General features: G+C 72.9%; 14 protein-coding genes. 6 read left to right on the top strand and 8 right to left on the bottom strand.

The features are described from left to right. Positions 1–178 precede the first annotated feature (178 nt). On the bottom strand, positions 179–547 hold the full coding sequence (locus ACZ7FF_RS36670; RefSeq protein ID WP_470818000.1) for a GntR family transcriptional regulator: 369 nt from the start codon (positions 545–547) through the stop codon (positions 179–181). A 71-nt stretch (positions 548–618) separates the two neighbouring features. On the opposite strand from ACZ7FF_RS36670, the gene ACZ7FF_RS36665 reads away from it, so the two are divergent. After that, positions 619–1,548: a GNAT family N-acetyltransferase gene (locus ACZ7FF_RS36665; protein WP_470817998.1), complete on the top strand. Its 930-nt coding sequence runs from the start codon at positions 619–621 to the stop codon at positions 1,546–1,548. After that, positions 1,529–2,029 (top strand): ribonuclease FAU-1 family protein, encoded by a 501-nt coding sequence (locus tag ACZ7FF_RS36660; protein WP_470817996.1) that lies wholly within the window; start codon positions 1,529–1,531, stop codon positions 2,027–2,029. Before ACZ7FF_RS36665 ends, ACZ7FF_RS36660 begins: the two co-directional genes overlap by 20 nt. Positions 2,030–2,143: 114 nt before the next feature. Here ACZ7FF_RS36660 and ACZ7FF_RS36655 read toward each other — a convergent pair whose 3' ends face one another. Continuing rightward, positions 2,144–2,794: a class I SAM-dependent methyltransferase gene (locus ACZ7FF_RS36655; RefSeq protein ID WP_470817995.1), complete on the bottom strand. Its 651-nt coding sequence runs from the start codon at positions 2,792–2,794 to the stop codon at positions 2,144–2,146. Positions 2,795–2,933: 139 nt separating this feature from the next. On the opposite strand from ACZ7FF_RS36655, the gene ACZ7FF_RS36650 reads away from it, so the two are divergent. Continuing rightward, on the top strand, positions 2,934–3,068 hold the full coding sequence (locus tag ACZ7FF_RS36650) for a hypothetical protein (protein ID WP_470817993.1): 135 nt from the start codon (positions 2,934–2,936) through the stop codon (positions 3,066–3,068). Between the two features lie 280 nt (positions 3,069–3,348). Here the strand turns inward: ACZ7FF_RS36650 and ACZ7FF_RS36645 are convergent, their stop codons facing one another. Next, the gene (locus ACZ7FF_RS36645; RefSeq protein WP_470817992.1) at positions 3,349–3,609 is read right to left on the bottom strand and encodes a hypothetical protein; all 261 of its coding nucleotides are present in this window, start codon (positions 3,607–3,609) and stop codon (positions 3,349–3,351) included. A 640-nt stretch (positions 3,610–4,249) separates the two neighbouring features. Then, the gene (locus tag ACZ7FF_RS36640; protein WP_470817991.1) at positions 4,250–4,384 is read right to left on the bottom strand and encodes a hypothetical protein; all 135 of its coding nucleotides are present in this window, start codon (positions 4,382–4,384) and stop codon (positions 4,250–4,252) included. Here ACZ7FF_RS36640 and ACZ7FF_RS36635 point away from each other — a divergent pair. Continuing rightward, positions 4,383–4,787: a hypothetical protein gene (locus tag ACZ7FF_RS36635; RefSeq protein WP_470817989.1), complete on the top strand. Its 405-nt coding sequence runs from the start codon at positions 4,383–4,385 to the stop codon at positions 4,785–4,787. The genes ACZ7FF_RS36640 and ACZ7FF_RS36635 overlap by 2 nt on opposite strands. 531 nt (positions 4,788–5,318) lie before the next feature. After that, positions 5,319–6,272 carry a lytic polysaccharide monooxygenase auxiliary activity family 9 protein gene (locus ACZ7FF_RS36630; protein ID WP_470817988.1) on the top strand — a complete coding sequence of 318 codons (954 nt, stop codon included), beginning with the start codon at positions 5,319–5,321 and terminating at the stop codon, positions 6,270–6,272. 49 nt (positions 6,273–6,321) lie between these two features. Here ACZ7FF_RS36630 and ACZ7FF_RS36625 read toward each other — a convergent pair whose 3' ends face one another. Continuing rightward, positions 6,322–7,182 carry an esterase/lipase family protein gene (locus tag ACZ7FF_RS36625; protein ID WP_470817987.1) on the bottom strand — a complete coding sequence of 287 codons (861 nt, stop codon included), beginning with the start codon at positions 7,180–7,182 and terminating at the stop codon, positions 6,322–6,324. Between the two features lie 170 nt (positions 7,183–7,352). Then, positions 7,353–7,799, bottom strand: a complete 447-nt coding sequence (locus ACZ7FF_RS36620; RefSeq protein ID WP_470817986.1) for a MarR family winged helix-turn-helix transcriptional regulator — start codon at positions 7,797–7,799, stop codon at positions 7,353–7,355. A gap of 84 nt (positions 7,800–7,883) precedes the next feature. On the opposite strand from ACZ7FF_RS36620, the gene ACZ7FF_RS36615 reads away from it, so the two are divergent. Continuing rightward, the gene (locus ACZ7FF_RS36615) at positions 7,884–8,258 is read left to right on the top strand and encodes a cupin domain-containing protein (protein WP_470817984.1); all 375 of its coding nucleotides are present in this window, start codon (positions 7,884–7,886) and stop codon (positions 8,256–8,258) included. Here the strand turns inward: ACZ7FF_RS36615 and ACZ7FF_RS36610 are convergent. Together ACZ7FF_RS36610 and ACZ7FF_RS36605 are read right to left on the bottom strand one after the other, a co-directional pair. Beyond that, complete coding sequence (locus tag ACZ7FF_RS36610; protein WP_470817983.1) at positions 8,236–9,249, bottom strand: DNA polymerase Y family protein; 1,014 nt, start codon at positions 9,247–9,249, stop codon at positions 8,236–8,238. The two genes, ACZ7FF_RS36615 and ACZ7FF_RS36610, sit on opposite strands and share 23 nt — an antisense overlap. Beyond that, positions 9,246–12,740 (bottom strand): DNA polymerase III subunit alpha, encoded by a 3,495-nt coding sequence (locus tag ACZ7FF_RS36605; protein ID WP_470817982.1) that lies wholly within the window; start codon positions 12,738–12,740, stop codon positions 9,246–9,248. The genes ACZ7FF_RS36610 and ACZ7FF_RS36605 overlap by 4 nt, the downstream gene beginning before the upstream one ends. Between the last annotated feature and the right edge of the window lie 149 nt (positions 12,741–12,889).

Here is a 12,889-nt window from a genome sequence, read left to right as displayed (position 1 = left end):
GTGTCACCGGGACGCGCCGTCTCGGCGGGACGTGCGGGTTCACCGGGACGCGGCGGGACGTTCGGTGTCGCCGGGACGCGGCGGGGCGGCGCGGACCGTCGAGCCGGGCCGCCGGGACGGGGCCGGCACGGCCCGGCGGGGCCGAACGCCGGGGCGCCGGTCGTGAACTCCCGCGCGCTCAGCCCTCGTAGGCCGCCCGCAGGGCGTCCCGCACCGCGGCCAGCGCCTCCGGCTCGCCGAGCCCGAGGCGCCGCACCCGGTCGACGTACGCCTGTGCGGCGGCCGCGGCCTCGCGCTCCGCGGCCGAGCCGGCGGCGGCCACGTACGTGCCGTGGCGCCCGCGCGTCTCGATCACCCCGTCGCCCTCCAGCGCCCGGTAGGCCTTGGCCACCGTGTTCACCGCGATGCCCAGGGACTCGGCGAGCCCCCGCACGGTCGGCAGCCGGTACCCCACCGGCAGCGCCCCGGACCGCGCCTGCTCGGAAATCTGCGCGCGGACCTGCTCGTACGGGGGCGCGCTGTCATCGATGCGGATCTTCAGGCTCACGGGCCGATTCTCCCGTACCCGGCGGAAAATGGGAGGCACACCCCGCGCGCATCCCCGTACGGTGCCTCCCCATGACCGTGATCGTGCGCGACCTCGACCCCGACGTCCCGGCCGACACCGAGGGGTTCGCCCGGGTCCGCCGTCTCGCCCTGCCGTACATCCTGTTCACCTCGGACTCCGTCCGCCACAACGCCGTCCACGTGCCGCCCGAGGCCTACTACCGCCCGCTGGTCGCGGAGGAGGACGGCGAGGTGATCGGCACCGCGCAGGTCCACCTGGCCCACGACAGCCCCGAGCCCGGCCAGGGTCTGCTGAACATCTACGTGCGGCCGGACCGGACCGGCCGGGGTGCCGGAACCCTGCTGCTGCGGGCCGCCGAGGAGCACCTCGCCGCCCGGGGAGCGACCAGGCTGCTCAGCTGGGTCCTCGACGAGCCGGCCAACCGCGCCTTCGCGCAGCGGCACGGCTATCGCGGCAGCCGGTCCGCCCACTTCCTCCGCCTCGACCTCGCGGCCGCCGCCCTGCCCGCCCTCCCGCGGACCCCGGCGGGCGTGGAGCTGCGCACGGGCGCGGACTTCGCGGACGACCCGCGCCCGCTGTTCGAGCTGGACGCGGAGACCATGCTGGACGAACCCGGCGACGTCGAAGCCGAGTTCAGCGACTACGAGACCTGGGTCGAGCAGTACTGGAAGCATCCGCTGCTGGACCGCGAGCTGACGGTGGCCGCGTGTGTCGACGGCCGCCCGGTCGCCTTCAGCGTGGCCTACACCGACGGCGGCACCCGCTACTCCACCGCGATGACCGGCACCGTCCGCGCCCACCGGGGCCGCGGCCTGGCTAAGCTCGTCAAGACCCACTCCCTGCACCGGGCCCGCGCCGCCGGCATCACCGAGGCCTTCACCGGCAACGACACCGGCAACGACCCCATGATCGCGGTCAACAAGTGGCTCGGGTACGAGATCTGCGCGACGGAGGTGCGTCATGTCCGCGAACTCGGCTGAGCCGGTGGCCCCGTTGGAGGTCGTCCTCGTCAAGGCGGGCCGTACGAAGATCCGTTACCCGGCCGAGCTGATCCGGGACGACGGCGACCTGATCGTCGTGCGCGCGCCGTGGGCGGGCACCGGCGTGCGCGACTTCGGCTTCGTGCGCTTCGAGCCGGGTGACGTGTTCACCGAGTACTACTGGCGGGACCGCTGGTACGCGGTGAAGGAGGTCCGCGCCGCGGGCGGCGCCGTCAAGGGCTGGTACTGCGACATCACCCGTCCCGCCGTCCGCACCGGCACCGAGCTGGTCGTCGAGGACCTCGACCTGGACCTGTGGCGCTCCGCGGACGGCACCGACGTACGGCGGCTGGACGAGGACGAGTTCGCCGAGAGCGGCCTGGCCCGGACCGATCCCGGGGCCGCGTCCGCCGCGGTGGCGGCGCTGGAGGAGCTGGAGGAGCTGGCCCTCGGCGAGGATTTCGAGAACCTGCTGTCCTGACGACCTGGGCCCCTTGCTCGGAGACCGGCCCCCCGACGGCGGGAGCCACCCGGGGGGGCGACGTCCCGACAGCGGGAGCCACCCGGGGGGGGTCGGCCGGGGGGCCGGCCGGTCTCAGACCGTCGCCACCACCGCGTACCGCTCGTCGTCCACGGGTGCGCCCCACAGCAGGGGGTCGCCGGACAGCCGCTCCACGCGCAGGTCCGAGGTCAGCGGCCCGAGGAGGGTGGCGAGCCGGTCGGCGGGCAGTCCGACCGGGTTCAGGGTCCCCCAGACGCCCTCGACCAGCACGAAACGTCCTCCCGCGCCACCGGTGGCGCGGGAGGTGCCCCGGGGGCGCAGCAGGTCCCGCCAGTGCCGCAGGACGCGTGCGGGGTCGGGCAGCGTCCACAGCACGTGCCGTACGAGGACGACGTCGAAGCGCTGCTCGCCCACGGGCGGTCGCGCGGCGTCCCCGCGCAGGACCACCGCATCGCGCCCGGCGAGCTTGGCCCGGGCCCGCTCGGCCATCGCCGGGGACAGCTCGACGCCCGTCACCCGGTGTCCCTGCTCGGCCGCGAGGAGCGACAGGCTACCGGTCCCGCAGCCGAGGTCGAGCACGTCGGCGGGGCACTCGGGAAGCCAGGAGCGCAGCCGGGCGGCCCAGGCGGACCGCACGGCGGGGTCGCGCAGTCCGTGGTCGGGTTCGTCGTCGAAGCGGGCGGCCTCGGTGTCCCAGTCCACCGAGGCGGTCCCCGCAACCGTGTGCTCGTTCCCGTGCGTCATGCCCAGAGAGTGACACGGGCCACTGACAGTCCGGACGTGACAGCCGCCACTGACAGACCGTGCACCGATGAGGAACTCTCCCCAAAAGGGTCTGCCTCCGTGACAACGCGGAACTCGGTAGGCACTGAAGGAGGCAGCCATGCGCCGTGTGACCGTGCAGAAGCCCCTGAAGAGGACGGACACCCGCCGGATCCGCGAAGAGGCGGAGGACCGTCCCGCAGGGCGCCCGGAAGTGCGCAAGGACATAGCGAGAACCTGGTGGCCCGACAGCTGAGCCAGGCCCCGCCCCGATCACGACCGGCCACACCGCACACACTGCCTACCTGAGCCCAGCCTGAGCGTCGCCCTCACGGGACCCCGTAAGGGCCCGAAGGAAACGTGGCTCACGACATGCGTAGGTCCCCGCGTTGAGGCGTGGAGATTCCCAGCGAACCGTCCCTCGCGGGGACAGTTGTCACCACCGACGGAGCGTCGGCGGCCGGACGGTCACCGCCTTGCCGAGGAAAGCAAGACGGTGCCCAGGAAGGCTGCACGGAACGCCTTCATCGCTAGTTTCATACGTTCGGGATCCAGTTGTCCGGAGCGACCGTCGGCACACTGTCGGTGTGGAAGTTGTCCGGAGCGACCGCCAACACGCCGTCATTGTGGAAATTGTCCGGAGCGACCGTCGGCACACTGTCGGTGTGGAAGTTGTCCGGAGCGACCGCCGACACGCCGTCGCTGCTGATGTTGTCCGCGGCGACCGCCGGCACAGCGGCGATGACGGCGGCGACACCGGCCGCAACAGTTGTAGCGACCAGCCGAGAGATCTTCATCCTGACTCCTGTGTGGGTGCGAATCATCGTCCATGCCGATCAGGCCCGAGCCGCTCAGGCTGCCCTCGAACTCCAGGAACACCTCTCCTGCGTGACCCGAGGCTCGGCTCCGCAGGTGTACTGCGTCACCGGAACTGCGATGGTGCGGACGTGCTGTCCGTGCGGCTGCGGCCCCGAACAGCGAGGCCGCCGTTGACCAGGAGGCAGGGGAGCGTGTCGCCATCCATGCCGTCGCCTGACCGGACTTGCAACGGTTTCACCCTCAGAGGGAGGCGAGACCTTGGAGTGTGACACCGACGCCTCCGGATGTGACCCACATCTCACCGCTCGAGGGTGCGCGCGGTCCCTGCCTGGACGCAGCCGGTATCCAAGCAAGAAGCTGGGCGATGCAGTTCAGGCCTGACCAGGCCGCGCCGTTATCTTGAGCCTGTCGCCGCCCGTCGAGCCGGGCCTCGTGCCCGGTGATCTGCGCGGGTAACGGCCCCAGTGCGCCGAACCTCATGTTGTTCCCCGGCACTTCACGATCAGCGCCCCCCGGCTGACCTCGCGCTAGGACGAATCCAGGACGACCGAAGGACCCGTGTCCGTAGCGTCACCGTGCGGTATCCAGTCGTTCCCGCGCAACGAAAGGAAACGGGGATCAGATGACGAACAAGTTCATGTCGAAGAGCTGGGCGTTGACCGCGGTGAAGGCGACGACGGTCGCCATGGCCCTGGTGGGGACGGTCGGTGCGACCGGGGCCGCGGCTGCCGACGCGGCGAGCGTCAGCAGCATGACACCGACTCACTCCGTGGCTGCTGCCGCGGGTTCGGTGCTGGTCAAGGAGGTCAAGACGGCGCAGGGTACGGTCGACATCTACCGGGACTCCGCTGCGGGGGTCCGACCCTTCTCCGCGTCCGGCTGCGCGGGTGGCAGCTTCGAGGTCTGCATCAACATCAACGGTAGCGGGAAGTTCGTCTACTACATCGAGAATTCGACGCACTTCCCCAGCGCCGGCACGGTGAACATGGAGATCAACGGCCCCTCGGGTGTGATCGATCAGACGGGTAACTTCTACGAGAGCGGCGGCTGGTACAGCGTTGTCTGGAACTTCGACTCCAACGTGACGCCCGGGTACTACTGCGCCACGTCCTTCACCTACACCTCCCGCCAGGGCGCCTGCGAGACCGTGAGCTGACGCCTCGGCACCGCGGCGACGGGCAGCCGTGCCCTCCGGCGGCTGCCCTCTCCGGGGCGGGGGCTATTGCGGGCTCGAACTCCTGGAGCCGACACGGTTTCTCCCGCCTCCTGAGCTATACGGCGGCCTCGGGTCCGCCCCGCTGACACGAGTCGACACAAGCCCCGCCCGGCTGCTGACACGAGAGCAGCACACGGCCCTGCAGCGGCTCCACCGAGTCGCTCAGCGCGCCCACCCGTGCCCCTCGGACAGCTCCTGGACAAGGAGCGGCCGGGGGCCAATCAAGGAGCCAACCGGAGCGTTCGACGGCCGACGACCCCGGACCGGCGCGGGCAGCCGCGCTGCTCGGGCGCGGGCGGGCCACCGGGTTCCGCCTCCCCTTCCTCAGCCCCCGGTTAGTCCGGCCTTAACGGGACCATAAGGATCTCCTCCAGCCGCCTCCAGCAGGTGGTTTCGCGGTTTGTCGGGGCTAGCTTCGGATCACCCCCACGGGATCCAGCCCACCCCACGGACCGTTCCGAGGAGTTCCGCATGCCAGTCCGCCGCAGGGCAGCCGCCTTCACCGTGCTCGGCCTGACGCCGCTCGCCCTGACCGCGCTCGGCGCCGTTCCGGCGGCGGCGCACGGCTCGATGGGGGACCCGGTCAGCCGGGTCTCGCAGTGCTACGCGGAGGGCCCGGAGAGCCCGCGGTCGGCGGCGTGCAGGGCGGCCGTGGCGGCCGGCGGCACCCAGGCGCTGTACGACTGGAACGGCATCCGGATCGGTGACGCGGCCGGACGGCACCGGCAGCTGATCCCGGACGGCAAGCTGTGCAGCGCGGGCGCTGCGGAGTTCAAGGGCCTGGACCTGGCCCGCGCCGACTGGCCGGCGACGCGCGTGCACAGCGGCTCGTACACCTTCAGATACCGGGTCACCGCCCCGCACAAGGGCACGTTCAAGGTCTATGCGACCAAGCCGGGTTACGACCCGGCGAAACCCCTGTCCTGGTCCGAGCTGGGTCTGGGCCACCCGGTCGCGACGGCCACGGACCCGGTGGCGTCGGGCGGCTTCTACACCTTCTCCGGCAGGCTGCCCGAGCGCACGGGCAGGCAGCTGCTGTATGCGATCTGGCAGCGTTCGGACAGCCCGGAGGCGTTCTACTCGTGCTCGGACGTCGACTTCGGCGGCACCGGCGCGCGGGGTTCCTCCCCCGCCGCCCCGGCCCCGACCGCCTCCGCGCCCTCCGAGCAGCAGATCTCGGCCGGTGCCGGCAGGTCGACCATGCGGCATCACGACCACGGCGGCGACGGCGCGAGCGCCCCGGCGCGGTCCGCCGCCCCGTCCAACGCCCCGAAGGCGGCCGGTGCGTCGGGGGACCTCGCGGAGACCGGTGCGTCCAACGGCACCTCGTACGTCGCGATCGGCGGCGCGGCGGCGCTGGCGCTGGGCTCGGCCGCGCTGTTCCTCTCGGTGCGGCGGCGCGCGTCGGGCTCCGGCCGCCGCTGAGGTTCCGGGGCCTGTCCGGCGGCTCAGGCCGGACAGGCCCCGGCGGCGGTCAGCTCAGGGCCGAGGCGCAGGTGGTGGCGGTGGCGTGGGCCGGGTCGAGGGCGTCGGCCACCTCGTGGAAGGCGATCCGGTCGAACAGGCCGATCGCCACGTGTTCGGAGAGGTCGAGCGGGCACAGGTCCTGCAGCAGGACGTTGTGGACGTCCGGGCCGCTCAGGTACTGGCTGCGCCATGGGGTGGCCACCTCGTCGTACTTGGTCGCGATGACCGTGTAGTGCACGCCGGGGACGGTGTCGCCGTCCGCGTTGAGCTTGGTGAGGAAGTCGGAGCCGGGGATCTGGTCGGCGAGGCCGGGGGTGGTGGCCTTGATCAGGCCGGCGGCGCCGGGGAAGTACGGCAGCAGGTTGGCGAGGCCGCTCAGGGTCGCGCCGTGGTTGTCGGGGGCGAGGCCGACGAGCGTCCCGACCTTGTCCGCCCCGCCGAGGAACTTCAGGTAGTAGCGGGGCATCATGCCGCCCTGGGAGTGGCCGACCAGGTCGGCCTTGGCGGCTCCGGTCGCGCCGAGCACCCTGTCGACGAAGGCCGAAAGCTGCGCGGCCGACTGGTCGATGGGGCCGAGGCCGTAGAAGATGGGGACGCCGGGCAGCTGACCGTAGTCGAGGGAGAAGACGCAGTATCCGCGGGCCTCCAGGTAGGGGGCGAGGGAGAGCCAGTTGTCGACCGAGTTGCCCAGGGTGCCGTGGACGAGGACGACGGGGCGGGGATGGGTGGCGGAGGGCTTGCAGGAGTAGTCGTTCCAGCCCCGGCTGGGGGCGGTGTCGGCGTGGGCGGTGGCGGCGGGGATGGCGGCGGCGACGGCTGTCAGAAGCAGCGCGGCGAGGGGTCTGAACACTCGCTTCCAGGGCAGCATCGGGTGATCTCCTTGCGGCTCAAGGGAGGTACGACGGCCTAACCCTGTGATCCGGATCACGAGGATGCTGTTCACTCGTCAAGTTACGGGCGAGTAGTGCAAGTGTGAAGTTACGCGCGAGTAAAAACTTCCAGTGATAACCAGAGCCACACCGGGGCGCTGACGAAACGTCACCAGGCAGGCCTCACCGGACCGTAGGGCGCGATCCGCGCCAAACCCTCCCGCAACGCGCGCACTTCACCCTCGCCCAGCAGTTCGATCCATCCCCCCACCACCCCGGCGGCCTCCTCCTCCGCCGCCCGGGTGCAGGCCCACCCGCGCTCGGTCAGCACGACCAGCCGGGCCCGCGCGTCCTGCGGGTGCGGCCGCCGCTCGGCGTACCCCTTGCGGACGATCTCGTCCACCAGCTGGCTCGCCGCCTGCTTGGTCACCCCGAGGTGCGCGGCCAGTTCGGTGACGGTGGCCCCGTCCGGCGCGAGCCGCGCGAAGGCGAAGCCGTGGGCCGGCCGCAGATCGGTGAAGCCGCGGGCCACGACCCCGTCGTGGATGCGGTGCGTGAGCTCGCCCGCCGCGGCGAGCAGGGCGGCGGACAGGGCCATGGCTTCGGAGTTCTGCACGGAGGCATTGAAACACCCTTGACTACTTGGTCAAGCAGCCTGACCATATAGTCAAGCTACTTGACCATATGAACGGAGCCCACCATGCCCTTCGTCCGCTCGTCCGAGGCCACGACCCACGAGATCCACGGCGCCCGCTTCGTCTCGTACGCCACCCCGCTCACCGGCAGCGAGGAGCTGGCCGCCTGGCGCGGCGAGATCCCGGCCGGCACCCGGGCGCCGGCCCACACCGTGAGCCGCGAGGAGATCTTCCACCTGCTCGTCGGCGACCTGCTCATCACCCTCGACGGCCGCACCGAGCGCGTCTCGGCCGGCGACACCGTGATCGTCAACGCCGGTTCGACCCTGGCCGTGGAGAACCCGGCCGATCACACGGCGATCTCCTGGGTCACCACCTCCGTCGGCCTGACGGCCGAGCTGGCGGACGGCACCCGCATCACGCCGCCCTGGGCCAACTGACCCCGTCCGAACCGGTCCTGACCGCCAGCCTCCCCGGCATCACCGCCCGCGGCCCGAACTTCGCCCGCACCCGGTCCGCGACCTCCTCGATCCGGCGCACCTTCTCGTCCACCGGATCGAAGGTGAGCTGGTAGGAGGCCTGGTCGGCGGGGGTCAGGCCCTCGGCGCGCAGGGCGAGCGCCCGGACCCGGGCGCGCTGGAGGCCGAGCGCCTCGTACATGCCGTAGGCCACCCCGGTCAGGGCCGCCGAGTGCGCGGTCGGCTCCTTCAGGGCGCGGCTGCGGGAGGTCGAGGAGCGGTCGGCGTAGCGCACGGTGAGGGTCAGGGTGCGGCAGACCTTCCCCACCGCGCGCAGCCGGGCGCCCAGTTCCTCGGCTGCGGACAGCAGTGCCCTGCGGTGCCGCTCGGGGTCCAGCTCGTCGGTGCCGAAGGGCCGTTCGGCGACCAGCGAGCGCGACACGGCGTTCGGGACGACCCGGCCCCGGTCGACGCCGCTCGCCTTCTCGCGCAGCTCACGGCCCGCCTTCGCGCCGATCAGCCGCTGGAGCGTGGACAGCGGCGCGGCGGCGACCCGGCCCAGGGTGTCCAGGCCGTACTCGGAAAGGGTGCGGGCGGTCGCCGTGCCGACCCCGGGCAGCGCGGACACCGGCCGCCCGGCGAGGAACTCCGCGATGCCGTCCGGGTCCCTGGGCACGGCGCACGTCTCGCCGGGCCGGGCGTCGCCCAGCGCCACGCGGGCCAGCATCGGCCCCGGACCCGCGCCGATGACACAGTCGACGCCGTGCCGCGCGAGGGCCCGTACCCGGATCACCGAGGCCAGCTCCACCGCTCCGCGCCCGAAGTACCGCTCGGCGCCGTGCAGATCGGCCAGCGCCCCGTCCGGGGGCAGCGCCTCCACGACCGGGGTGAACTCCTCCAGCAGCCCGAGCAGCCCCGGCAGGGCGGCCTCGCACGCCGGCGGCAGCTGGAAACGTACGCAGAGAATGGTCATCCCGCACTCCCCGGGCTCTGGTGCCACAACTTCCGTCCCACCGCGGGCCCTTCGCCCGCGGGACGCAGATCGGCCCAGGGGTGCATCTCGTACCCCGTGGGCATGCGGATGGTCCGGCCCGCCATCGGGTCGGGGGCCGCCGAACCGGCCGGCCGGGGCGGCCCGTCCGCACCCGCGGCCCGCGCCCGGGCCGGGCCGTCGCCGCCGTCCGGCCCGTCCCCGGGGGCACCGGACGGTTCGGCCAGCCGGGCCGCGACCCCTTCCAGCCCTTCCTCCCGGCGCACCTCCAGCAGCTCGGCGAGGTTCCAGGCGGCGGAGCCCACCACGCTCAGGCTGCGCGGCCCGCGGCGCTGCACCACCCCGCGCACCAGCAGCAGCCAGGAGTGGAAGACGGTGTGGGCGCAGGCGTCGTGCGAGTCGTCGAAGAAGGCGAGGTCGACCAGGCCCGTGCCGTCGTCCAGCGTGGAGAAGATGACCCGCTTGCCGGACCGGATCGGCGGGGTCTGGGTGGCCGCCTTGGCGCCCGCGACCAGCACGGTCTCGCCGTGCCTGGCCTCGCGCAGCCGGCGCGCGGAGGCCACGCCCAGCTCGTCGAGGAACTCCCGGTGGTCGTCCATCAGATTGCGCGAGGCGTCCATGGAGAGCACGCCCAGCTCGGCGCTGAGCCGCTCCGCCGAGGTCAGGTCCGGCAGCCCGGCCGGCGCGGTCCTCCTGCCGCCCGCCAGCGGGAGCTGGCCGCCGCCTCCGCCCCGGGCGCCCCGGTGCAGCTCGGTCAGATGCAGCTGGAGGTCACGCCGGTTGGCGCCGAAGGCGTCCAGCGCCCCCACCTGGGCCAGCCGCTGGGCCAGCGGCCGGCTCGGCCGGGCCCGCTCCCAGAAGTCCAGCAGGGAGGCGTACGGCTGCCCGTCGGCGATCCGCCGCGCCTCGGCCTCGCTGATGCCGTGCACGTCGCAGAGCGCGAGCCGCAGCCCCCACAGCTTCGGCGATTCAGACACCAGTTCGATCCGATGGGCGACCCCGGACACGTTCACGTCCAGCGGCAGGACCGGCACCCCGCGCCGCCGCGCGTCCGCCAGCAGCAGCCGCTTGGGGTACATCCCCGGGTCGTGAGTGAGCAGCCCGGCGTAGAAGGCGGCCGGGTGATGGGCCTTCAGCCAGGCCGACTGGTACGTGGGCACGGCGAAGGCGACGGCGTGCGCCTTGCAGAACCCGTACGACCCGAACGCCTCCACGATCTCCCAGGTCCGCCCGATCGTCTCCGCGTCGTGGCCGCGGGCCGCCGCGGTCTGCGCGAACCACACCCGGATCCGCCCCTGCGACTCCGGGTCCGACAGCCCGCGCCGCACCCGGTCGGCCTCGCCGCGCCCGCAGCCGGTCATGACGGCGACGATGTCGATGACCTGCTCGTGGAAGACGACGACCCCGTACGTCCCCTTCAGCGACGGCTCCAGGTCCGGGTGCGGGTAGCGCACCGGCGCCCGTCCGTGCCGCGCCTCGATGAACGGCCGCACCATGTCGGCGGCGACGGGGCCGGGCCGGAACAGCGAGATGTCCACGACCAGGTCGTGGAAGGTGCTCGGCTGCAGCCGCCCCACCAGGTCGCGCTGGCCGGGCGACTCGATCTGGAAGCAGCCCAGCGTCTCGGCGGAACGGATCAGCCGGTACGTCTCCGGGTCCCCCGGCGGCACCGCGTCCAGGTCGACCCGCTCCCCCGCCGCCCGCGCCACCTCGGCGACCGCGTGCGCCATGGCCGACTGCATCCGCACGCCCAGCACATCGAGCTTGAGCAGCCCGAGGTCCTCCACGTCCGCCTTGTCGAACTGCGCCATCGGCAGCCCCTCACCGCTGGTCGGCACCACCGGCGTACGGGCGAGCAGGGAGGCGTCGGAGAGCAGCACCCCGCACGGGTGCATGGCGATCCCCCGCGGCAGGGCGTCGAGCGCCTCGACGAGCTCCCACAGCCTGCCGTACCTCTCCTTCTCCCCCGCCAGCCGCCTCAGCTCGGGCAGTTCCCCCAGTGCCGCGCGGGCGTCCCGGGCCCGGATGTGCGGGAAGGACTTGGCCACCCGGTCGATCTCGGCCGGGTCCATGGACAGGGCGGCGCCCACGTCCCGGATCGCGTGCCGCACCCGGTAGGTCTCCGGCATGGAGACGGTCGCGACCCGCTCCTCGCCGAACCGGCCGATGATCGCCCGGTACACCTCCAGCCGGCGCGCGGACTCCACGTCGATGTCGATGTCGGGCAGCACGACGCGCTCCTTCGACAGGAAGCGTTCCATCAGCAGCCCGTGCTCGACCGGGTCGGCATGCGCGATCCCGAGCAGATGGTTGACGAGCGATCCGGCGCCGGAGCCGCGGGCGGCCACCCGGATCCCCATCTCCCTGACGTCGTCCACGACCTGGGCGACGGTCAGGAAGTAGGAGGCGAATCCATGGTGGGCGATGATGTCCAGCTCATGGTGCATCCGCTCCCAGTACGCGCGCCTGCCGCCGTACCCGAGCCGCACCATCCCCGCCGCCGCCCGCGAGGCGAGCGCCCGCTGGGCGGTGCGGCGACCGGCGCCGACGAGGTGCGGCTCGGGGAAGTGGACGGTGCCGATACCGAGGTCGTCCTCGGGGTCGACCCGGCACTCGGCGGCCGTGGCCCGGGTCTGCTCCAGCAGCCGGTGGGCGGTGTCCCGCCGGAAGCCGGCCGCCTCCACCACCTGCTCGGCGACCCCCCGCATGGCCTGCGCGTCCTTCAGCCAGGCCGCACCGGAGTCCAGTTCCCCGCGCGGGTCGATCGGGACCAGGCGGCGGGCGGCGTCGAGTACGTCGGCGACCGGCCCCGTCCCGGGATCGGCGTACCGGACGGCGTTGCTGAGCACGGGCCGCACCCGCTGCTCGGCGGCGAAGCCGACCGTGCGGGCGGCGAGCCGCAGCGAACCGGGCCCCGTGCCGGTACGGCCGTGCCACACGGCCTCCAGACGCAGCGCGTCCCCGTAGACCTCACGCCAGGGCTCCAGGAGTCTCGCGGCCCGGTCGGGACGGCCCGCGGCGAGGGCGCGCCCGACGTCCGACCCCGGACCGAGCAGGACGACCAGGCCGTCGCCGTGGTTGCCGGACCGGGGGAGCAGCGGGGCCCCCTCCCCCGCGTGCGCCGTCGTGACGAGCCGGCACAGATCGGCCCATCCCCGGGCGCCGTCCCGGGCGAGAAAGGTCACCCGGGGCGCCGACTCGTCGACGAAGGCACCGCCCCGCACCGGGGTGCGGCGCCGGTCACCGCGTACGGCCTCCGCCTCCACCGCCAGATCCACGCCGAACAGTGGACGGACCCCCGCGCCGGCGCAGGCCTTGGCGAAGCGGACCGTGCCGGCGAGGGTGTCGCGGTCGGTGAGGGCGAGGGCGTCCATGCCCCGCTCCGAGGCACGCTCGGCCAGCCGCTCCGGGTGCGAGGCCCCGTACCTCATGGAGAACCCGGAGACGGTGTGCAGATGCACGAAGCCCGGCACGCACACCTCCCGAACATTTATCGAACACTAGTTCCCAGCTTCCCCGTCACCACCATACCTCCATTCTCGAACATCTGTGCGACATCCGCTCGCACGCGTCCCACCTGCACAAACACCCGTCCCCAAGATCGCGAAGGGGCCTGGGCCGG

The organism is Streptomyces sp. NPDC037126 (assembly GCF_055605965.1).
This window is presented reverse-complemented; position numbering and strand designations above follow the sequence as displayed.